18 protein-coding genes are annotated in these 22,003 nt (G+C 60.7%); 11 read left to right on the forward strand and 7 right to left on the reverse strand.

Annotated elements, in window-relative coordinates; all coding sequences use genetic code 11:
- Positions 1 to 7 precede the first annotated feature (7 nt).
- From ATH90_RS10625 to ATH90_RS10635, 3 genes are read right to left on the reverse strand one after another with little or no spacing between them, the layout of a single operon-like run.
- Positions 8 to 1,108, reverse strand: a complete 1,101-nt coding sequence (locus ATH90_RS10625; protein WP_098466212.1) for a DNA alkylation repair protein — start codon at positions 1,106 to 1,108, stop codon at positions 8 to 10.
- Positions 1,109 to 1,126: 18 nt separating this feature from the next.
- The gene (locus ATH90_RS10630) at positions 1,127 to 2,473 is read right to left on the reverse strand and encodes a glutamine synthetase family protein (RefSeq protein WP_034103705.1); all 1,347 of its coding nucleotides are present in this window, start codon (positions 2,471 to 2,473) and stop codon (positions 1,127 to 1,129) included.
- An 11-nt stretch (positions 2,474 to 2,484) separates the two neighbouring features.
- Positions 2,485 to 3,042 (reverse strand): helix-turn-helix domain-containing protein, encoded by a 558-nt coding sequence (locus tag ATH90_RS10635; protein ID WP_098466213.1) that lies wholly within the window; start codon positions 3,040 to 3,042, stop codon positions 2,485 to 2,487.
- Between ATH90_RS10635 and ATH90_RS10640 the strand changes: the two genes are divergently transcribed.
- The 3 genes from ATH90_RS10640 to ATH90_RS10650 all read left to right on the forward strand — a co-directional run bounded on the left by ATH90_RS10640 (position 3,041) and on the right by ATH90_RS10650 (position 5,121).
- The gene (locus tag ATH90_RS10640; protein ID WP_234010415.1) at positions 3,041 to 3,457 is read left to right on the forward strand and encodes a nuclear transport factor 2 family protein; all 417 of its coding nucleotides are present in this window, start codon (positions 3,041 to 3,043) and stop codon (positions 3,455 to 3,457) included. The two genes, ATH90_RS10635 and ATH90_RS10640, sit on opposite strands and share 2 nt — an antisense overlap.
- 85 nt (positions 3,458 to 3,542) lie before the next feature.
- Positions 3,543 to 3,851 (forward strand): RcnB family protein, encoded by a 309-nt coding sequence (locus tag ATH90_RS10645; protein ID WP_034103710.1) that lies wholly within the window; start codon positions 3,543 to 3,545, stop codon positions 3,849 to 3,851.
- A gap of 76 nt (positions 3,852 to 3,927) precedes the next feature.
- A complete protein-coding gene (locus ATH90_RS10650; protein WP_098466214.1) occupies positions 3,928 to 5,121 on the forward strand; it encodes an MFS transporter in 1,194 nt (397 codons plus the stop codon).
- A 10-nt stretch (positions 5,122 to 5,131) separates the two neighbouring features.
- Here ATH90_RS10650 and ATH90_RS10655 read toward each other — a convergent pair whose 3' ends face one another.
- The 3 genes from ATH90_RS10655 to ATH90_RS10665 form a co-directional block, all read right to left on the reverse strand.
- Positions 5,132 to 5,407, reverse strand: coding sequence for a DUF1652 domain-containing protein (locus ATH90_RS10655; RefSeq protein ID WP_034103714.1), 276 nt, complete (start codon positions 5,405 to 5,407; stop codon positions 5,132 to 5,134).
- An 11-nt stretch (positions 5,408 to 5,418) separates the two neighbouring features.
- Positions 5,419 to 5,670 carry a CsbD family protein gene (locus tag ATH90_RS10660; protein WP_034103716.1) on the reverse strand — a complete coding sequence of 84 codons (252 nt, stop codon included), beginning with the start codon at positions 5,668 to 5,670 and terminating at the stop codon, positions 5,419 to 5,421.
- Positions 5,671 to 5,800: 130 nt separating this feature from the next.
- Positions 5,801 to 7,297, reverse strand: coding sequence for a PAS domain S-box protein (locus ATH90_RS10665; RefSeq protein ID WP_098466215.1), 1,497 nt, complete (start codon positions 7,295 to 7,297; stop codon positions 5,801 to 5,803).
- A gap of 196 nt (positions 7,298 to 7,493) precedes the next feature.
- Between ATH90_RS10665 and ATH90_RS10670 the strand changes: the two genes are divergently transcribed.
- Both ATH90_RS10670 and ATH90_RS10675 read left to right on the forward strand, forming a co-directional pair.
- Complete coding sequence (locus tag ATH90_RS10670; protein ID WP_034103720.1) at positions 7,494 to 8,462, forward strand: hypothetical protein; 969 nt, start codon at positions 7,494 to 7,496, stop codon at positions 8,460 to 8,462.
- Between the two features lie 112 nt (positions 8,463 to 8,574).
- The gene (locus tag ATH90_RS10675; protein ID WP_069022966.1) at positions 8,575 to 9,195 is read left to right on the forward strand and encodes a transglycosylase SLT domain-containing protein; all 621 of its coding nucleotides are present in this window, start codon (positions 8,575 to 8,577) and stop codon (positions 9,193 to 9,195) included.
- Positions 9,196 to 9,249: 54 nt separating this feature from the next.
- Here ATH90_RS10675 and ATH90_RS10680 read toward each other — a convergent pair whose 3' ends face one another.
- Positions 9,250 to 10,137 (reverse strand): nitrilase family protein, encoded by an 888-nt coding sequence (locus ATH90_RS10680; RefSeq protein WP_098466216.1) that lies wholly within the window; start codon positions 10,135 to 10,137, stop codon positions 9,250 to 9,252.
- A 230-nt stretch (positions 10,138 to 10,367) separates the two neighbouring features.
- Between ATH90_RS10680 and ATH90_RS10685 the strand changes: the two genes are divergently transcribed.
- From ATH90_RS10685 to ATH90_RS10715, 6 genes are all read left to right on the forward strand, one after another.
- The gene (locus ATH90_RS10685; protein WP_098466217.1) at positions 10,368 to 16,061 is read left to right on the forward strand and encodes a membrane-targeted effector domain-containing toxin; all 5,694 of its coding nucleotides are present in this window, start codon (positions 10,368 to 10,370) and stop codon (positions 16,059 to 16,061) included.
- Between the two features lie 101 nt (positions 16,062 to 16,162).
- Positions 16,163 to 16,507: an FKBP-type peptidyl-prolyl cis-trans isomerase gene (locus ATH90_RS10690; RefSeq protein WP_034103729.1), complete on the forward strand. Its 345-nt coding sequence runs from the start codon at positions 16,163 to 16,165 to the stop codon at positions 16,505 to 16,507.
- A 12-nt stretch (positions 16,508 to 16,519) separates the two neighbouring features.
- Complete coding sequence (locus ATH90_RS10695) at positions 16,520 to 17,119, forward strand: GNAT family N-acetyltransferase (RefSeq protein ID WP_098466218.1); 600 nt, start codon at positions 16,520 to 16,522, stop codon at positions 17,117 to 17,119.
- A gap of 462 nt (positions 17,120 to 17,581) precedes the next feature.
- Positions 17,582 to 20,287: a magnesium-translocating P-type ATPase gene (mgtA, locus tag ATH90_RS10705; RefSeq protein ID WP_098466220.1), complete on the forward strand. Its 2,706-nt coding sequence runs from the start codon at positions 17,582 to 17,584 to the stop codon at positions 20,285 to 20,287.
- A gap of 72 nt (positions 20,288 to 20,359) precedes the next feature.
- Positions 20,360 to 21,076 carry an MgtC/SapB family protein gene (locus tag ATH90_RS10710; protein WP_034103732.1) on the forward strand — a complete coding sequence of 239 codons (717 nt, stop codon included), beginning with the start codon at positions 20,360 to 20,362 and terminating at the stop codon, positions 21,074 to 21,076.
- 299 nt (positions 21,077 to 21,375) lie between these two features.
- Positions 21,376 to 22,002: a response regulator transcription factor gene (locus tag ATH90_RS10715; RefSeq protein WP_034103734.1), complete on the forward strand. Its 627-nt coding sequence runs from the start codon at positions 21,376 to 21,378 to the stop codon at positions 22,000 to 22,002.
- The last annotated feature ends 1 nt before the right edge of the window (position 22,003 follow it).

Consider the following 22,003-nt stretch of genomic DNA (forward strand, 5'->3'; position numbering starts at 1 on the left):
ATTTGTGTCAGCCATTTCTCAATTCAAAATCTACGCTGGCAAGTTTCTCGCCATTGATCAACACATGCACCGTGTGTTTCCCGGGGTAGTGCTTGCGCGTGGTCAGTTCGCGGATGTGTTGCCCGCGGCTGATGCGGTGATGTTCGCCCGCGGCCAATGTGAATGCCTTGAGTTTGAACACCTTGGCTGCACTGTGCCCCGCGCTTTTCACATAGTCGATGGCGTAATCCACCACCAGCTTCTGCGGGGCGGCGGCCGTGGATTCCAGGGTGAAGGAGAGGTTGATGCGTTCACCCAGGTTGATCACCGCCGGCGTCACCTGCAGGTGGTGGATCTGTACCTCGGCCTTGGCCCCGGCACCCATGACCGTCAGTGCGCGCGTATTGCCTTGCTTGATCAGGCTGCGCAGGGCGTGGCGGGCGATCCAGGCAGTGTGAGGGTTATCCAGGTTCCAGCCTTCGATCAGGCCGAGCACCCAGTCGGGATGATCCTTGGTGATGTCATTGAGGTGGTTGGCCACGGACTTGCGCACGTACAGGCTGCTGTCGGCCTTGAGGTTGTCGAGGAGCGACGCGCACAGCTCAGGGTTGGCCTGGACTTCGGCCAGGCGAAATGACCAGGGCAAGCGCGGCCGCGAACCCTCGCTGGCGAGGCGACGCACGTGTTCGTTGTCATCGCGCGACCATTCCTGCATCACCGCCAACGTGCGCTGAAAGTCGTGCAGCAAAAAATAGCGAATGGCGAATTCGGCGGAGCCAAAGGTGGTGAAGTATTTGAGGGCGGCCATGGAGCGTTTGAAATCATCCCGCCCGTAACTCGCCACGAAGTGTGGCAGGAACAGGCTGACAAACGCACTGTTCAGGCGCGGGGCCAGCGCATAAAGCACCTTGAGGGTTTGCGGGTAGTCCAGGGGGATCACCGCATGCAGGCTTTCGCTGACCCGCGCCATGCGTTGCATCACCGATAAATCGGCCAGCCCCGCCTTGGCGTGCTTGAGGAAGCCCTTGGCGTCGAACGCCGGGTACACCGCCGTCATCTCGCTGGCGATGTGTTGCAGGCGTTCGAGGTTGAATAGTTCTTTCAGCGCCGGGGCAGCTTGATCGGTCATCGGTGATTCCAGGGGAGGTTAAAGAAACCAGCGGTACTCCCGCGCGTTGATTTCTTGTTGAAAGGCCAGGTGATCCTGGCGTTTGTTCTCGCAGTACACGTCGACAAACTCGGCGCCCAGCTTATCGCGCAATACCGCCTGGTGCTGCATGGCGCGCACCGCTTCGAGCATTTCGAGGGGGAAGTCGGTGCCGCTGCTGCGGTCCTGGTTGAGCGGTGCGATGGGTTCGCGTTGGGCTTCAAGGCCGTGCTCCAGGCCGACCAGGATCGCCGCCAGCACCAGGTAAGGGTTGGCATCGGCGCTGGCGAGGCGATGCTCGATACGCAGGTTGCGCGGGTCGGATTCGGGAATGCGCAGGCAGGCGTCACGGTCTTCAAAGCCCCAGCTGGCGCGGGTTGCGGCATTGACCGCCGCCCCCAGGCGGCGGAAGGCGTTGTGGTTGGGCGAGAAGATCGGCATGCAGTGCGGCAGCAATTCCAGGCATCCGGCCACGGCATGGCGCAGGGGTTGCTGTTGATGGGCCGCCAGCAGATTGTTGCCCGCAGCGTCATACAGGCTGACATGCACATGCATGCCGCTGCCGGGGAATTGCAGGTAAGGCTTGGCCATGAAGCTGGCGCGGTAACCGTGCTTGAGCGCCACACCGCGGGTGCTGCGGCAGAACAGGGCGGCCCAATCGGCGGCGCGCATCCCATCGTCGAGGTGGCCGAAGTTGATCTCGAACTGGCCGGGGCCGATTTCGGCGGTGATCACCGTGATATCGATGCCTTGGTCCTTGGCCGTTTGCGCCATATCGTCGAGTACTGCGCTGAACCGCGACAGCCGTTCGATATGCAGGTTGGGTTGGTCGTCGGCATCGTCGCTCAGCGGGTCGCGGGCAAATTGCGGCAGGCCCTGGTCCAGCTTTTTATCGAACAGGTAGAACTCCAGTTCAAACGCCACCACCGGGTGGATGCCCTTGTGCTGCAAGCGCTCCAGCACCTTGGCCAGGACTTCGCGGGGTTCGAATGGGATGGGGGCTTCGGTGCCGTCCGAGGTGATCAGCATCTGGCCCAACGGCTGTGATTCCCAGCTGACCGGCTTGAGCGTGCCCGGCACCAGGCGGCGGTTGGCGTCTGGGTCACCGTCGTTGAAGCAATAATCGCCAATCTTGAACAACCCGCCCTGAACCCCCAGCAATACGGCGTTCTGCGGCAGCTTCAACGGGCTGCCGGCGGCGACTTTTTCCAGCATCTCGATGGGGTAGCGCTTGCCGTAGAAGTGCCCGGGAATGTCCAGGGCGATCAGGTCGACATAACGCACGTCGGGATGGTTCTGGCGAAAGGTCCGTACTTCGGCCAGTAACGTGGAGGCGGGGCTTTTCACGGGGGTTGCTCCTAGTTGTAAACCCACAGCACGCGGGCGGGCAGGTCGGTCAGGTTGGCGTAGCGGCAATAGGCGAAACTGGCCAAGTGGAAGCTGTCGCCTTGGCCGAGGGTGACCGAACCGGCCTCGCCCTCTACCCACAGGGTCAACTCACCCTCCAGCACAAAGCCGGCCTGCTCGGCCCGATCACTCATGGTTTGTTCGCCGCTGTTGGCGCCGGGAGCCAGCAGGCTGTCGAGTATCGAGAACGCGCCGTTCATGCTCGGTGAGACCAGGATGTCGGTGATGCCATTGGCGTAATACACCGTGCGCCGCTCGTTGGGCCGGGTGATCCAGTCCACGGCCTTGGGCTTGGGCTGGCTGTAGAAATAGGTGGTGGGCACATCGAGGGCGTGGCTGATGGCAGTCAGATCAGCCACGGTCGGGCGCGACAGGCCGCGCTCGACCTGAGACAGGAAACCCACGGAACGCTCGATTTTCTGCGCCAACTGAGCGAGGGTGAGTTTCTTGTGCTTGCGCAGGTCGTGGATCAGCGTGGCGAGGGTGGAGAGTTCTTCTTGTTGGTTCATGAAATTTATTTCGATTAATTTCATGAAAAATTACAGGATTTATTTCACGGAGGCAATGGGAATGGATTTACACGCGCACTTGCTGGGGCTTGAACAGGCGCTACAGCAAAGCACTACCCGCTCGGATGCGACTCGGTTGGCACAATTGCTGGCTGAAGATTTTGTCGAGTACGGTGCCAGCGGCAATGTGTGGGGCAGTCGCGCACAGGTCATCGACGGGCTGCAGGATGAGGTGTTCGCGGCGCGTCGCATCACCGAATTCGCCGTAAAGCTGTTGAGCAAGGGCGTGGCGCTCGTGACTTATCGCTGCCACCGGAGTGGCGTCGGGACTTCACTGCGCAGCTCGATATGGCGGGAGGAGAAAGGGCAGTGGCAGATGGTGTTCCATCAAGGCACACCGGCGGCCCCTGAATAGCCCCTCGCGTGGCGAGGCTTGATTGAATGATCACGCGTGGCAGCGGTCCGAACCTGGGTACGCATCATTCATTGAAGGAGCACCCATGAAATCGAAATCCCTGATCGCCAGCCTGCTGGTCGCCACGAGCCTGTCCACCGCCAGCTTTATTGTGCAGGCCGGTGATACTCCACAGGAAACCGTGCAACCTTCGAACATCAATACCCGTGACCTGAAAGAAGGTGACCGTGCGCCGGACATGCTGATGCGCAAGGAGTCGGCCGTCAGTGACTGGAAAAAACGCGGTCTCAAGCAGCCTGAGGAAGACAGCCAATGGGCGCGGGTAGGCGATAAATTCGTGCTGCTCAAGACCACCAACGGCACCATCCTGGAGATCACCCCGGTCAAGAAATGATCGTGTCTGTCGCGACTGCTCTGGGTTAAGGTAACCGGCCATCGACGCCGCGTTACCTTCAAAGATCGAGAGCAGGATGCTTGCCACAATAAGAAATTACCCCCGCACCGTAAACCTGTTGCTGTCGGCCACGCTCATGCTCACGTTGGCCAAGGCGATCACGTTTCCGTACCTGGTGATTTACCTCACCCACCGCTTTGCACTCGACATTACCCACGTTGGCCTGGTCATCGGCAGTTCGCTGATCGTCGGCTCTCTGCTCAGCGTGTATGGCGGCTTCCTGGTTGACCGAACTAACAGCTATCGGTTGTTACTCGGCTTGAGCGCGCTGTTTGTGCTGGGCTTTATCGGCACGGTGCTGGTGCAGAATATCTGGGCGTTCTATGCCTGCCTGATCTTGATCAACCTGGCTTATGCCGTGATCGACATCGCTGTCAAAGCCGGCTTTGCGAGCCTTTTGCCCGATGATGCGCGCAGCGAAGTGTTTTCCATCAAGTACACCCTTACCAATATCGGCTATGCCGTTGGACCTGCGTTCGGGGCGATGGTGGCGAGGTTGGATATCAGCTTGCCATTTGTGCTGTCGGGACTGCTGGGGTTGGGGTTTTTCGTGCTGTATTGGCGTTGGGGAGACCGCACGCTGACCACCGTCGATGCCGCACAAAAACCGGTGCCTTTCCTCGCCGTCGGCCGTGTATTGCTGCGCGATCACCGCTTGGTCTGCTTCACCCTGGGTGGCGTGCTCAGTGCCGTGGTGTTCGGTCAATTCACCGCGTGGCTGTCGCAGTACCTGGTGACCACCACCAGCGCGGAGTACACCTACACCGTGGTCAGCGCCGTGCTGACCACCAACGCGGTGCTGGTGATCGCCTTGCAGTACGTGATCGGACGGCGCATCTCCCATCGCTACCTGGGCCAGTGGCTGATCGCGGGCCTGGGCATGTTCATGCTGGGGGTGATCGGGTTTGCATTGTCGACCAGCGTGTTGTGGTGGGTGCTGGCGATGGCGGTATTCACGGTAGGCGAGATCATCGTGTTCCCGGCCGAATACATGTTCATTGACCGTATCGCCCCAGACCACCTGCGCGGCATGTACTACGGCGCGCAGAACCTGTCCAACCTGGGCGCCGCCCTGGGGCCTGTACTGTGTGGGCTGGTGCTTGCCAGTTGGCCGGCGCTCGCCATGTTCTACATGCTAGGGGCGTTCATTGTCGGGGGCGGGGTGTTTTATTACATCGGCGCCTCGCTGAAGCCGCGGCCATTGCCATAAAAAGGCGCTGCTACTGCGCCGAGGGCGACAGCGGCAAGTCATCCAGCGTCAGATGCCCCATGGTGTTGCTCTGCAGCTCATAGCGCAGCTCTTCCACCATTTTTTCCACGGCCTGAGCGGACTGCAACTTATTGACGCTGATACCCGTCACCACCAAGTCGACCCGGCCGGTGTCGGCATCGAAGACCTTCAAGGTCAACGATGCATCCCGGCACAGGGTGAATTCACAGGTCAGCGGCAACAGCGCTTCTTCGATGCAGTTGCGTAATTGAGAGAGGCTGAACATGCTCAGCCTCCTCAACGACGACGCAACAACAGGCCCACCAGCAGGCCAAGACCCGCAACCACGGCGACCGTCGCCAGGGGTTTTTGCTTGGCAAAATCACTCACGGTGTCCAGTGCGTCGCCATAGGTCTGCTGCAATTGCCCGGCGGTTTCGCGGGCAAGCCCTTGCGCTTGCAGTTGCTCGTCACCGGTCAGGTCGCCAAGAAAACCTTGGGCCTTGCCTGCAACTTTCTCCATCGCGCCTTTGACTTGTTCGCTTTTCATGGTGCATCTCCTCAAGAGATCAAATCATTACGGCACGGGCTCCAAGGCCTGTGCCCACTCTTCAAGGTTATGCAACGCATCACGCGGGAATAAGGCGAATTTGCACTGGTCGCACTAGTGCATTTGCACTCTATTTCTTGCTTTTTACCCGCAACTCACCGGCGAACAGTCCGCGCTCGCGGGCCCATACGATTGCCGCGCTGCGGCTGTGCACGCCGAGCTTGGAGTAGACCGTGGCCACATGGTTGCGCACGGTATTGGGTGCCAGTTTCAGGCGCGAGGCGATTTCCTTGTCGGCCAGGCCTTCGCAGATCAAGCCCAGTACGTCGCGTTCACGGGCGGTCAGGTCGGTGAACGCCACGTTCGGCGCGTTGGGGCTGTTGACGCTTTTGGCATTGGCCAGCTTTTCGATGAGTGTCTGGCTGAACCAGGAGGCGTCCTGCATCACTTCTTCAATGGCCGCCACCAGTTCCAGTTCCGAGCGTTTGCGTTCGGTGATATTCATCATCACCAGCAGGTAGCACGGCGCGTCCTGGATGATCACGGTGTCGGCAGACACTACGCAGTCGATCACTTCACTGCCTTTCTTGCGGACCTTGAGGTCCAGGCCGTCGAGGTTGCCCGCTTTCTCCAGGGTAGCGAACAGTTGCGCGCAGGCCTGGGGGCTGTCGATGAAATTGATGTCTTCGATGGATTTTCCGATCAGCTCTTCACTGGTAAAGCCGGTGATGTTCATGAACGCTTCGTTGATATCCAGCACTTGCCGGTTGGCGGCGCTGCATACCAGGGTCGGCACCGGTGTCAGTCGGAACGACTTGGCGAAGCGCTCCTCGCTTTGGCGCAAGGCAATTTCCGCTTTGCGCCGCGGTTCCAGGTCGGTGAAGGAAAACAGCATGCAGTCTTCTTCATTCATGTCCAACGGTTGGCCGGCGACGATCACCAGTTTGCTGCCACCCTCGGGCAGGCGTAGCTCGGCCTGCATCTGCGGGATGGTCGCGCCGTCACCCAGGCGCTGGATGGCGAGGTCTTTACGCTCGGCCTGCTCCAGCACATCCAGTTCATACACCGAGCGGCCGATCACTTGGTCACGGTTGTAGCCGGTCATCTCAAGGAAGCCCTGGTTGACCTTGATGTAGCGCAGGTCGCTCAAGCGGCAGATCACCGCGGGCGCCGGGTTGGCATTGAAGGTTTTCTCGAAGCGTTGCTCGGCGCTGGCCCACTCGGTGGCGTCGCTGAGGATCAGCACCAGCAGTTCCGGTTCTCCGTGAGCGTCGCTCAGCACCAGGCTTCGCAAGCGATGCACCCAACTGCGATCTGCGTCGGCCGTGGGGGTGACCTCCACGATCACATCACTGAACTCTTCACCCGCCGCCACACGGCTGAGTGGGTAGCTGTCCAGCTGCAACGGATGGTTATTGCGATAGCGCAGCGAGAAACGCTTGGCGTACTCCTGCGTGTTGGCACCGAGCTGCTCGACCTCACTGACGCCATGCATGCTCAGCGCCGCTTCGTTGGCCCAGAGCAGGGTCTGGTCGGTCTCGGCCAGAATCACGCCGTCGGACAGCCCGGAGATGATCTGCTGCAATTGGCGGCGGTTGGTTTCTTTGGCAAGGACATCCTGGCTCATGGTTTCTCCCGGTAGACAGCACATGGGGGTACGACACCTGGGGTTGAGGATAGTGCAGAGAAAGTCGCATCGGGGGAGTGCGAATGCACCAGTTGACCTGGTGCATTTGGCCCACGACTGAACGTATGTCCTTTCGCCACACTCCCAACCATCAAGGCACTTTGCCTTGCTCTCATAACTTGTGAAGGACCTTTGTATGACCACTGTCTATGAAACCAATCGTTCGCTGTTTCGCGTGTCCTGGAGTTCGGTATTGGCCGGTAGTGCAATTGCACTGGTCACCTACCTGGTGCTGAGTGTGCTGGGCACGGCCATCGGCGCGAGTGCTGTCGACCCGATGCAGGCCGGTAACCCACTGAGCGGTTTCGGCACGGGCGCCGGGATCTGGTTGTTCGTGTCGACATTGATCGCGATTGGCGTGGGCGCCTTCGTGGCGGGGCGCACCGCGCCGGATCGCGGCGGCCTGCACGGTGTGCTGACCTGGACGGTCACCACCTTGTTGACCACGTGGTTGCTGGCGGGTTTGGCTGCCAGCGTGGTCGGTACGGCGGGTAACGTTGTGGGCAAGGGCCTGTCGGCTGCCGGCAGCGGCATTGCGGCTGCAGCGCCAGGCATCGGTAACAGCGTCAAACAACAGTTGAACGAGCAAGGCATCCAGCTGGATTGGAACAGCCTGCAAGGTGAGCTGGATACGCTGCTCAAGCAAAGTGGCAAGCCTGAATTGGACCCGGCCAACGTCGAGCAGAAGGCCGACCAGGCTGCCGCTGATGGCAAGCAATCGGCTACCGCCGCAGCGACTGATCCTGCCCAGGCGAGTGATGCCTTGAAGCAGTGGTTCGAACGCGTCAAGGCTTCCGGTGAGCCAGCACTGAATGCGGCCGACAAGGACGCACTGGTTAACATCGTTGCTGCCCGTACCGGCAAGAGCAAGGAAGAGGCCACCCAGATCGTCGACAACTATGCCCAGGCCTATCAGCAAGCCATGCAAAAGGTCGATGAGCTGAAACAACAGGCTGAACAGAAGGCTCGTGAAGCAGGTGAAGTGGCAGCCAAGCAACTGTCCCGTGCAGCCTGGAGCACCTTGGCCATGCTGCTGCTGGGTGCAGCGCTGAGCTTCTTTGTTGGTCGCCTCGCGCTCACCAACCGTCGCGTGCCGTTGGCTTGATGTTGGCTTGATAACGAAGGAGGGCGGCCAGGAGGCCGCCTTCCTTTTTTCCACCTGCCTCAATGAACGCGTAAAATGCCGACCTTTTACGTGTCTCTCGTAAAGGTGCCCCTTGAGCGCAGGCAAAGCCGTCGGACTGTTACTCCTCACTTCTCTGCTGTCGGCGTGCGGTACTTCGCCGCCACGCACGCCCAATGACATCTGCGGCATCTTCCGCGAAAAGGACGACTGGTACGACGCCGCCAAAGTCACGCAAAAGCGCTGGGGCGTGCCGATCCAGGTGCCGTTCGCCATCATGTATCAAGAGTCCGGCTTCCGACAGGACGCCTTGGCTCCACGCAAATACCTGCTGTGGATTATCCCCTGGGGCCGTGTCTCCACCGCCGCCGGCTACGCCCAGGCCAAGGACGAGGTGTGGAACGACTACCGCAAGAGCACTGGTCGCAGCGGCGCCAGCCGCCAGGACTTCGACGACGCCATCGACTTTGTCGGTTGGTACATGGACAAGACCTACACGCTCAACGGGGTCTACAAATACGACGCGTATGGCCAATACCTGAACTACCACGAAGGCTGGGGCGGCTATCGCCAACGCACCTATGCCGCGAAGGCGTGGTTGCCGCCAGTGGCCAGTAAGGTGCAGGCGCGCTCGCAGATGTACGCGGCGCAATATGCGCGGTGCAAGGATGATTTGGGGCGAGGGTTCTGGAGTCGGTTCTGGCATTGGCTGTGAGGGCTTTACACGGGGCGTGTGGCAAGTACCCGCGCCGCCAAACCGTGGGCATCCTCAGCGCGGCCAGGCACGGTGGCGGGTGTATCCAAGCGTCTGATCGTAAAGATCAACACGCCGATCCCGTTGCAGATCGTTAAGGCTGTTCCAGATCGGTGCACTCCGCGCGCTGCTCAGGTCGATATCGGCATACAGGATTTCCTGGCGATTGGCCGAAGCCACTCTGCCGATAGGCCAACCATTGGTTCCGGCAATCAACGAACAGCCCAAGTAGCGGACATCACGCTCTTCGCCGATTCGGCTGGCAGCGGCAATAAACACATTGTTGACGTGCGCCGCCGTCATCGTCAGGTAAGACGCCATGCACTTGCCGGCGTCGTCGAATAATGGGGGAGGCGTCCACACCCAGTTGTTCAGGCTGCAAATAATATCAGCGCCTTGCTGGCCGAGTATGCGCGGTACCTCGGGAAACCAGATGTCCCAGCAGATCAACAGGCCGATCCGTCCGATAGGGGTATCGAAGACTGGAAAGCCTGTGTCACCTGGCGTAAACCAAAGCTTCTCCAAGTTCCACAGGTGGGCCTTGCGGTACTTGCCGATTAAACCGTCAGGGCCTAGCAACACGGCAGTGTTGAACAATTGCCTACCCTCGATTTCGCTCAGGCCCGCCACTAGATACACCTGGTGTCTGCAGGCAAATTCGCTCCAGGCTCGCACGCTGCAACCGTCCGAGATTGCTTCGGCATGATCAAAGGCATCCTGACGGCTGGAAAAAAGATAACCGCAGCTTGAAAGCTCCGGCAGTACGATCAGATTGGCGCCGCCGTTTGCCGCTTCTGTTGCCAGCTCCAGGCTGCGTAGCAGGTTTGCGGTTCTGTGGTGAGTGCCCACCTGTGGGGAGAATTGAATAACTGAAACACGAACAGGGCTTGTGGCTTGGCTCATGGCGGGTGACCTCTCAAGGGATGCAGCCGGAGTGGCTGTCCCTTTAATAAGAAGTGGCAGGCGGAAAGGAAAAAATCAGGCGCTTCCGCTTGGGTTGTCAGCTCGCTCCTGAAATCGGCTGCACTGGCTCAAGGCGAAAAGCCAGGTCTCTTCCCGCTATCTATCTAACACCGTCCGTCCCTGGCGCTCTCCATGCTGATGCTTCTTTCATCGACATGGACCCACTCCCCATGAGCACCGTCATACCCCCGGCACCTGCCCCTTCGTTCAGCGAAATCAAGGGCTACCTGAACCTGATTGGTCATCACCTGTTTGAGCAACCTGCACCGCTGCTGCCCCAGCAATCGGCGAGCGCGGAGCAGTTGTATTTGCAGGGTTTGAATGACAAGTTGCGCGCCCACAACCAGGTGCTTGCTGCACGCCTTCGCGAGTTGTACCAGGCCCTGGAACAGGCTGACCTGCAACACGCCGACGGCAAGGCATTGCTGGCACGACTGCGCAGCGGGTTGAACGCGCAGGTGCAGGCGCTGCTTGAGCGCAGCGTCATCGACGGCAAAGGGCTACGCAGTTTTAGCAGCCACGACGCCGGTATCCGCGCATTTGAAAACGAGGCCCGGCGTGACCTCGCCGACCGTTTGCTGCACCCCGAGATGACTCGGCTGGTCACGAATGTTTCCCTGGGGCCGGCGTTTCGTCCCGGGGTGTATGCGTTGACATTTGCCTACCAGTACCAGCCCGTAGCGTTCGCCGGCGCGTTCGTGCTGACGGTGCGCAACAGCCCCGTGGTGACCTCGCTGACCGGTGACGACGCGGTGGGCAATGCGTTGCTGTTCCACCCATTACGGGGCATCGAGGTGTTCGATTCGCTGGCCGGACTCGACCGTTACCTGCGGGGTTCCATGGACAGCGCTGCGGCTCGAGCCGAATACCTGGCGTTGTTGCCCAGGCGCTATCAATCCCTTGGTCCGGCCGGTATCTGGCCGCTGACGTTGACGCCAATCACCGGGGAGCCGCTGTTCGAGCATGTCTTCGACGCGCTCAAGGCCAAGCGCGAACAGGACATCGAGTGGGCCCTCGACCTGGTCGACAACCCCGGGCGCAGCGCGCGTGAAGTGGTGGCCGACCTTGACCTCGCCATCCAGTCGACATTACCCGACCTTGGGCCACGCCTGGCCTTGCATGCCCAGCGCTTGCTCGACCGCTGCCTGCGCTACAGTGCGCCCGATTGGTATCGCAGCGCCGACGCCCAGCGGCGTGGCACCCTGGCCGAGTTGCTGAGGCGCTATGACCAGGCGCGGGCCCACGTGATCAACCTGATGGGGCCGGCCGCCACGCCGCCTGCCCTGGCCCGTTATCAGCTGATCGAGCAACTGGCTGAAGACCTGGATATCCATGACCTGGACCCGGACCGATTGCAGGTCAGTACACGGCGTACCGTCGCGGGCGTGGGTGATTATGAGCAGTCGCCAAGCCTGAGCCTGCTGGCGCTGCGTGGCTTGCACACAGGCGACGAAACGCCAGGCTCGGCCTTTTTGACCAAGACCACGCTGACCTATGACCGAGCGCCGTTGAGCAGCGACTATCAGGACCTGACCCCGACCTACCTCGCAACGCTGCTGGGCCGCCTGCAACCGCGCCTGGACTTTGCCGCGGTGCAGCGCGACAGCCACACCAGCCCTGTGGTCAAGCAGGCCATTGAGTCGATGCTGGAGCACCGCCTTTGTGCCCTGGCGTATACCGCCCTGCTGCAAAACCACCTGGGCGAGGGCGACTACGCGTTGATCCAGGCGTTGCGCCAGGGCACCGGTCAGTACTTGAGTGCCGCGACCGTGTCGTTCCATGAAGCGCAGCTCAACGGCTTCTGGCTGTTGCGCCAGACGGACGCTGACGGTGGGACCCAGCGTCTGCTGCTGTGCACACCCCAAGCGCCTGTCGCGCAGCAGTTCCTGGCATTCGACAACGAGGCCAGCTGCAAGGCGCACCTGCTGGGCTGGTGCATGAACCCCGCGATGAAGGATTACGTCATCAGTACGCTCGCGCTGCGTTTTCGCCCGTCCATGCACAAGATCCTCGCCGGCCTGAGCTTCATGCCTCATGCCCAGGAGCACCACAAGGTCAGCTTCACGTTCGCGCCTGACTACGCCGCCAGCCTCAAGGCCATGGCCCAGCACCTGCTGGCCACACGCGACGATGATCGCAACTTCGCCACCCCCCTGTGGTACCGCTCGGCCAGCCTGGCACAGCGCCAGGCGCTCACCACCCTGGCGCAGGACACCGAGGGCGCCTTGCGCGCGTACAACGCCCACCCGCAGTCCCCGTCGCAGTTCCCCAGCTTTGCGACGTTTGTGCACGGGCAAGCCAAGGCGCGCTTGAACGCGCTGCTGGGGCAGCAGGACGTCGACCCCGACACCGTATGGGCCCATTACCCCCAGGCGTTCCCGGGCCTCACAACGCCGCCGTCCATGACGTATACGCAGCTGTACCGCGACGGTTACCAAGACAACGTGGGTTTCCTGGACCCCAAGTTTGAGACCTCGGCCACTTTCACCGGGCCTGTGGGTGTCGACCTCAGCCGTCTCACGCCCGAGGCCGTTGCCCGCTCGGTGCGCGGTGTGTGGGTCGGCCAGCGTTATGCCGACGAAGTGCGTGGGAAATTGCAGAGCCCGGGCAGCCCTGGCTATGGATTCAGGCGTAATGCAACACTGGCGATCAGCCAATTGCAGATGCGCAATGCAGCACTGGAATCACGCCTGCAGGGTCACATCGCCCAGGCGGATTTCGAATGGCTCGATACCTGCCTGCAGAACCTGGGCAATGCCTCGGCCCAAGTGCGTGAAAGCTATCAGGTGCATCGGCTGTTCGTGGACGGTGACTGGGTGATCGACACCTTCTTGTTCAAGCGTGGGCATGACCCGGTGCTGCTGTACACGCCGAACGCGCCCGATGGTGTTGCGTTTCGCGAAGCGCGGCTGTTCAACTATATGTTGAAGCATGTGGATGGCATGGTCGGCTATTTCGCCGAGCGCGTGGGCATGCAGTCAAAAGTGCGCGTGCGGGCGTTTCTGGAGAACGCCAGACAGCAACTGCCGCAGACACTTGATCGCACCCATCCCAGCCCAGGCCGGCATGATCCGATCCGTCGCGAGACGGTGCTGCTCAACCTGCGCCAGACGCTGTACGACGCCAAGCTGCAGCGCAAGATCGACGATGTGGAAGCCACCACCGTCAACCGCACGCAGATGATCATGGACGTGGTGTGGGCTGTTATCGAACCGCTCGTTGCCATCGCCACCGCGCCTTATCCGGTGCTGAGCCTGAGCCTGGGCATGCTGTTGGCTTTCAAGGATGGCATGCTCGCGCTGCATGCGTATAACCAGGGGCAGATGGGCGAAGCGTTCGGGCATTACCTTGGCTACCTGCTCAATAGCGCTGGCGCGGTATTTACCGATTTGCGCCCGGCGCTCAGCATGCCCTGGGGCAAGCCGATGCGTCCGCTGTTGCACACGGCATCGCAGGAACAGGCGCTGTCGTTGGTCAGGCAATTGCACACCCCGGCAACTGCCATCGATGATCTGCAGGCCGTGTTGTTCCAGGGCCAGGCGTTGTGGACCACCAAACAGCCTGACGCCCTCGGGCGTTTCCTGCTATTGAGGCATGACCCGCTGACCGGGCGTTGGCAGTCCACCGGACGGCTGGCGATTCGGGATACCCAAGGCCGTTGGGTGCGCAGCGGCGTCACGGGCGGTGCGCCCAAATATGAAAAGCTCCCCGTCGTCGCCGCGCCATTGCAGCGCTACGAAGCCCCACCGGCACTGTTGAAAGACCTTGAATACGTGGTGAGCCCCAACGCAGTGGCGACGTCCGTTGCGGGCATCGCCGATAATTTTGGGGCGGACAGTGGCAGGAGCGTCATCGCCAAAAATCTCTCCCACTTGCGAGAGCCCTACGCCGAGGCGGTGGCCAACCTGGCCCTGGATGCGAAAGCCCACTTCGATGCCCTGGCGCCGCTCGTCCCGCGTGCCGATGTGTTGAGCTTTGACAGTAATACCCTGGCGCCGGTCGTGCTGCAGCGGCTGCTTAGCGAAAGCAAAGGGTTGATCGTCGGGGCGAGCGTTGACTCCATCGCCAGCAAGCAGCTGTTGATCCAGCAGATGCGAACCCTGTATGAGCAAGGCGTGCGGCGCCTGTATATCGAGTTCCTGCCTGCCGACGTATTCCGCGCCAAGCTGGATAAACTGAAAACCGCCAAGGTATCCAAGACCATCGACCAGCACCTCAAGGCAGTCGACAAGGCCATGGCGACCCCCGCAGACAGCCCCTATTCCTACCGAGCACTGGTGCTGGCGGCGCGCGAGCACGGCATCGAGGTCAAGGCGCTGGACGCGTCCACGTCCTACTTCCTGGATGACGCGTTGTCCGCAGGGGCCACGGCGGTGCTGACGCCACGTGAAAACCGCTTGCGTAATTTCTACTCCCACAAGGTGATCGCCAACGACGTGGCGGCCAGCCCCGACGACAGTTGGGTGGCCTTGGTGGATCATCGCCGGATGAATACTCACGACCAGGTGCCTGGCTTGGCAGAGTTGCACAATACTGTCAGCTTGCGAGTCGAGGACGTGGGTGCCGGCTCGCCGACAGGCGTCTGGAAGGACACGCCTGGCGCTATTGCGGGCGACTCCATGGCCAAGGCTGACTTCAAGATTAGCCTACAGACCGCTTACTCCAAGTCCACGTCGCAGGTGCTGGCACCCGCGGCTCAGCACAGCTATAGCGCGTTTGAAATTCCCGCCGAAATGCGTGATGCGGTGATCAGGCTCAAAGATACGGCGAAAGGTCTGGATTCGCGTTACTTTCCAGGTGACCCAGAACTTCGACCGGCCTATAGCGTCTTCCAGCAAACCCGCGAAAAGCTTGATGCTGCTGCTACCGCCCACTTCAAAGACTACGTGCCACCGGCCAAGCCGGTACAGCCGCTTTTGTCTCCTGGCCTGACCGCGCGTGAGTTCTTCGAGCGCGCATACGCACAGTCAAACGGGGTGTTGATTGGCGAAGCGCACAGCGGGCGGTCCAGCAAAGCGTTGTTGATCAAGGAACTGAAGGCCATGAAGGTCAAGACGCTCTACGTTGAACACCTGTTTACGGACCTGCATCAAGCGGACCTGGATGCCCTGTATCGCGGAGCGCCGATGTCCAGGGCACTCAAGGACTACCTGCGGATACAGGACCGCGGGCATATGCTGGGTTACGACGGCCCGCACACGTATACGGCGCTGATAGAAACCGCCGCCAAATATAAGATCCGCCTCCACGCGCTGGATTGCCTGGCCAGTTACCGCGTCGAAGGCATGCAGAACAAAGCGCAGTCCCGCGCGGCAATGTTCAGCTACTTCGCCAACGAAGTCATTACCCAGGACCAGCTTGCACATGGCCCTCATCGCTGGGCGGCGTTGGTGGGCAACAGCCATACCGACACCTACCTGGGTATTCCGGGAGTGGCCAATATGCAGGGTGCTATCAGCCTGCATGTCAACGATGTGGCTCTCAGCCAGCCTGTTGGCCTGCGGGCTGGTCGGTGGGAAACGGCCCATAAAGCCATGCGTCCAGATGAGTGGGTAGCACTGCGCAGCGACTTTGCGCTCGACGTTGCGGTGGCCGGACACAAACCACCGGACGCGTTCACGCCTGCGGATCGGTCACGCCTCACTCAAACCGGCTACTTCCTGATTGACCGACCGACGCCTGCCCAGACCTTGCTCATTCATCGTTCGCGCACCGGTGAGATCGTTACCACACCTATTCAAGTGGACGAAACCGGACGCTTTTTCGTCGATCGTTGGGAGCCGCTCAGGAGTGAGCGGTATGTCTATCAGTATCAGTTGATCCATGCCTTGCAGGAGTTTATGGGGCTACGCCCCGCGCCTTGATAGCCACCAAGCCCCGACCGTCCTGCGGTCGGGGCTTTTTACTTGCCAAACCCGATTGATTCTGGGAAAACGCCAACCTTCAAGTATTCAGTGAGCACCCCATGAGCAACGAAGAGCTGCAGATCACCGACGTCCGCCTGGGTACCGGCAAAACTGTGGTCAAGGGCGCGCTGATCACCACCCAGTACACCGGCACCCTGGAAGACGGCACGGTGTTCGACTCGTCCTGGGAGCGGGGCAAGCCGTTCCAGTGTGTGATTGGCACCGGACGGGTTATCAAGGGCTGGGACCAGGGGTTGATGGGCATGCAGGTAGGCGGCGTGCGCACCCTGTTCGTACCGGCGCATTTGGCGTATGGCGAGCGGTCGATGGGCGCGCATATCAAGCCCAATAGCAATCTGCGTTTTGAGATTGAGCTGTTGGAAGTGCTGACCCGAGACGACTGAGAGGGGTTTAACATGGACGTTGATTCAGGCGGATTGCCCAGATGTTCCGTTGCGGGTATTCAGGTCAAGGAGCTGGGTGGTCGCGATGAGGCCCAGTTGCAGCGTTTTTTTGAGCGGGCGCCAGATTACTTCATCGCGGTGAACGGTGAGCCAGCCACGCCGACTGAAGCGCGGGAGGAATTGCTGGGGCAACTGCCCCCGGGGTGGGCCTGCCGGCGGATGTATTGGCTGGGTTACCGCGACCTGGACAATCAATTGGTTGCGGTGGTGAACATCGCGGCGGATGTGCTGGCGGTTGGTGTCTGGCATATCGGCCTGTTGCTGGTGGATGCGCGTTTGCATGGCACTGGGTTGGCGCAGCAGCTGCATGCGGACCTTGAGGCGTGGGCTGTACGCAACGGGGCCCAATGGCTGCGCTTGACGGTGGTCATCGGCAATGCCAAGGCCGAACGCTTCTGGCCCAGGCTTGGCTATGTGCAAGTGCGTACCCGTGAGGGCATTACGATGGGCCGGCAGGTGAACAGGGTGTCGATTCAGGTCAAGGCGCTGGTCGGTGGGCAACTTGATGAGTACCTGCAGCGCGTCGAGCGCGATCGACCCGCGATGCCATAGCGCGGCTGTACAGCAGCTGCAGGCCCCCAGACGTGTCTTCCTGAACCCATCCTGAAGATTCTTCTTATTCCCCATACGGAAACTTTCCTACGGTTTACTCTCCTGTCATCGGGGCGTAAGCTTCGCGCGTTTTCATCAATAGCGGAGACCCTCAGTGGGTACTTGTTCGAGCGACAGTAGTCGGCCGGTTTCGGTAACCGGCACAGGCTTGGCAAGGTAACGCGCATTTTCTCGATGCCGTTGTCTCGCCACTAAACGCGAGAAGCGGCATCCCGGCAGCAGCCAATCCTGGCGCCTGCCCGAATCCCTCTCATCGACGCTGACCAGCACCTGACTCACCTCGGGATGCTACGGACGCGCCTGCCTTTTACGGCAGGCGGGCCAAGCCGGCTGTGCCTTTAAAACGGGCGCGGTGCGCACGGCGGTACCTGCACGAGCGTTTCCTCGCGCAGGAGTAACACCATGAACCTCACTCTGTTGAAAGAGTTCTTCGCCGGCTTCCTGCGGACCCGGCACATCGCCCGGCATTTCCGTCGCCTGGCGATGCTCGACACCGTGGCCGACGCCAGCGTCAGCCGCGAAGTACCACCGACCCTGGCGCAAACCCTGGTGGTCTCGGCCAACAGCAGTAGCGTGCAATTGCTCGGCACCCTGGGCAGCCACTCCGAAGGCTTGAGCACCCAGGAAGCCGATGCGCTTCGCGTTCAATACGGCCTCAACGAAGTCGAGCATGAGCAGCCGCTGCCAGGGTGGGTTCACCTGTGGCATTGCTACAAGAACCCGTTCAACCTGCTGCTGACCTTGCTGGCGGTGATCTCCTGGCTGACCGAAGACATGAAGGCCGCCACCGTGATTTTCTCCATGGTGGTGCTGTCGACGCTGCTGCGATTCTGGCAAGAGGCCAAATCGAACAAGGCCGCCGATGCGCTCAAGGCCATGGTGAGCAACACCGCCACGGTGCTGCGTCGTGACGCAGCCAAGCGCATCGAACTGCCGATCAAGCAATTGGTGCCGGGCGACCTGATCGTCCTGTCGGCAGGCGACATGATCCCCGCCGACTGCCGCGTGCTCAGCGCCAAGGATCTGTTCGTCAGCCAGGCGGCGATGACCGGCGAATCGATGCCGGTGGAGAAGTTCGCCCAGCAGCAGGATGCCAACACCCGCAACCCACTGGACCTGGAAAACATCCTGTTCATGGGCACCAACGTGGTGTCCGGCGCGGCGACGGCGGTGATCCTGACGACCGGCAACAGCACCTATTTCGGCGCCCTGGCCCTGCGCGTGACCGCCACCGACCGTGCGACGACCTCGTTCCAGCATGGCGTCAACAAGGTCAGCTGGTTGCTCATCCGCTTCATGTTCGTGATGGCGCCGCTGGTGCTGTTCATCAACGGGTTCACCAAGGGGGACTGGACCGAAGCGCTGCTGTTTGCCCTGTCGATCGCCGTGGGCCTGACCCCGGAAATGCTGCCGATGATCGTCACCTCGACGCTGGCCAAGGGCGCGGTGTTTCTCTCGCGCAAAAAAGTCATCGTCAAGCGCCTGGACGCGATCCAGAACTTCGGCGCCATGGACGTGCTGTGCACCGACAAGACCGGCACCCTGACCCAGGACAGGATTTTCCTGGCGCGGCATGTGGACGTGTGGGGTGAAGAGTCCGACGACGTATTGGAAATGGCCTACCTCAACAGCTACTACCAGACAGGCCTGAAAAACCTGCTGGACGTGGCGGTGCTGGAGCATGTGGAGGTGCATCGCGAGCTGAAGGTCGGCACCGCCTTCCAGAAGGTCGATGAGATCCCGTTCGACTTCAATCGCCGCCGCATGTCCGTCGTGGTCGCCGAGCAAGGCCAGCCGCACCTGTTGATCTGCAAGGGGGCGGTGGAAGAAATTCTGTCGGTGTGCAACAACGTGCGCCATGGCGACGTCAACGAAGCGTTGACCGAAGACCTGCTGGCTCGTATTCGCCAGGTCACCGCTGCGTTCAATGAAGAAGGCCTGCGTGTGGTCGCCGTGGCCGCGCAACCGATGACACCGGGGCGTGACACCTACAGCCTGGCGGATGAGAACAACCTCACACTGATCGGCTACGTAGCCTTCCTTGACCCGCCAAAGGAAAGCACTGCGCCTGCTCTCAAGGCGCTCAAGGCCCACGGCGTCGCGGTTAAAGTGCTGACCGGTGACAACGAACTGGTGACTGCCAAGATCTGCCGCGAAGTGGGCCTGGAGCAACAAGGCCTGCTGATGGGCAACGACATCGAGGACATGACCGATGCCGAACTGGCCAAGGCCGTGGAAACCACCAATGTGTTCGCCAAGCTGACGCCGTCCCATAAGGAGCGCATCGTGCGCCTGCTCAAGGCCAATGGGCATGTGGTGGGGTTCATGGGCGATGGCATCAATGACGCGCCGGCGCTGCGTACCGCCGATATCGGCATTTCGGTGGACAGCGCGGTGGACATCGCCAAGGAGGCCGCCGACATCATCCTGCTGGAAAAGAGCCTGATGATCCTGGAGGAGGGCGTGCTGGAAGGCCGGCGCACCTTCGCCAACATGCTCAAGTACATCAAGATGACTGCCAGCTCCAACTTCGGCAACGTGTTCTCGGTGCTGGTGGCCAGTGCGTTTATCCCGTTCTTGCCGATGCTGCCGATGCATCTGTTGGTGCAAAACCTGCTGTACGACATTTCGCAGATTGCGATTCCGTTCGATAACGTCGATGCCGAGATGCTCGCCAAACCGCAACGTTGGCAGCCCGGCGACGTGGGGCGATTCATGCTGTTTTTCGGGCCGATCAGTTCGATCTTTGACATCACCACGTTCGCACTCATGTGGTATGTCTTCGATGCCAACACCCCCGACCACCAGACCCTGTTCCAGTCCGGCTGGTTCGTGGTGGGGCTGCTGACGCAGACACTGATCGTGCACATGATCCGCACCCCGAAAATCCCGTTCCTGCAGAGCCGTGCGGCGATGCCGTTGATGGTGATGACCGGTGTGATCATGGCCGTGGGGATTTTCTTGCCGATGGGGCCGCTGGCGCATTACTTCAAATTGCAGGCGCTGCCGTCGCTGTACTTTGTGTTCCTGCCGGTGATCCTGCTGGCGTACATGGCCCTGACCCAGGCGGTGAAGGGCTACTACATCCGTAAGTTTGGCTGGCAGTAACAAGGCCCCTTGCAGGCGCCGGCTTGCTGGCAAGCCAGCGCCCAGAAGAGGCAGTGGCCAAGGAGATTTTTTATGCAAGCAATCGACAACATCAACCTCAATTCCCTGATCGATACGCTGGTCAGCCTCAGCGCGGCCTTTATCCTCGGTGGCCTGATCGGTTTCGAGCGCCAGTACCGCCAGCGCACGGCGGGCCTGCGGACGAACGTGCTGGTGGCGGTGGGCGCGGCGATTTTCGTCGACATGGCCAATCGTCTCGGTGGCGCGGAAGGCGCGGTGCGGGTGGTCGCGTATGTGGTGTCGGGTATCGGTTTTCTCGGTGCCGGCGTGATCATGCGTGAAGAAGGCAATGTGCGCGGGCTCAATACGGCGGCCACGCTCTGGGCGTCGGCAGCGGTGGGGGCCTGCGCGGGCGCCGACCTGATCCTCGAAGCGCTGCTGGGCACGTTGTTCGTGCTCGCGGCCAACACCTTGCTGCGGCCAATCGTCAATAACATCAACCGCCAGCCGCTGGATGTGGTGTCGGCAGAGGTCACCAACATCCTGTATGTGATCGCCCGGCGTACCCAGCAAAAAGCCGTACTGGCCTTGCTGGAGGCTGAACTGGCACGGTGCAATTACCCGGCCAGCGATGTCGACGTGCGCCCCTTCGGCACGGAGGAGGTGGAAATCGAAGCCACCCTGGCCGTGACCTCGGTCGACGGTGACGAGTTGGACGCACTGGTGGCGCGTATCTCAATGTCGACCCTGGTGGTGCAGGCATTCTGGAGCCCGAGTACCACCGAGTAGTCCTCGGCTGTCAGGCGATGTTCCGAGCAAAGCTGACTATGCTATTGCAAGGAAAAGTCCTACAGGCATTCAAGACTATCCCTTCATTTGGTTAGACACGCTGTTGTTAAGGTTGCGCGCTTGCGCCTCAGAAACAAGGGCGCAGCGCTATGTGTTTACCGTGCTTTATCAAAAGGAGGGACCTTGGCTGCCTGGCGCGTCGCGCAGAATATTCAGTACCGTTTGTCGGGACTGTCACTTTTCACAGGTAGATAGGTCCCGTGTGATATGTAAGCGTACTGATCCCTTGGGGGAGTCTTATGAGCAAAGCTTTAATTGTGGATGATCACCCTTTTATACGCGCTACTGTGAAGTACCTATTGAAGCAGGAAGGTTTCGTTGAAATCTTTGAAGCAGGTAACGGCGCCGATGCCATGCAGATTGCGCGTGAAGAGCGCCCGGATCTGGTCATCCTCGACCTGGCAATGCCCAAGCTCGGCGGGCTGGAGGTGATCAGCCGGATCAAGGCGCTGGAACTGCATTGCAAGATCCTGGTGCTGACCTCCTACCTTGCCGTGTTCTTCTCCACCCGCTGCATGCGCGCCGGGGCCATGGGCTTTGTTGCCAAGACGGGTGAGCTTGACGAGTTGCAGAAGGCGATCAGGGCGATCAGGTCCGGTTACAGTTGCTTCCCCAGCGTGGCGACCAGTTCTGTGCGCCGCGACGATTTGCAGACCACCGAGCAAGAGCTGGTGGATTCATTGTCAGACCGCGAACTGACGGTGTTGCAAAAACTGGCCTTGGGCCTTGGCAACAAGGAAATTGCCGAGGACATGCTGTTGAGCCACAAGACCATCAGCACTTACAAGACGCGGCTCAAGGAGAAACTGCGGATGTCCTCGGTCGTGCACCTGTCCAAGTTCGCCCAGCGCAACCACCTGATTTGAA

The organism is Pseudomonas lurida, from assembly GCF_002563895.1.
In the GTDB taxonomy this organism is placed as follows: Bacteria; Pseudomonadota; Gammaproteobacteria; order Pseudomonadales; family Pseudomonadaceae; genus Aquipseudomonas; species Aquipseudomonas lurida.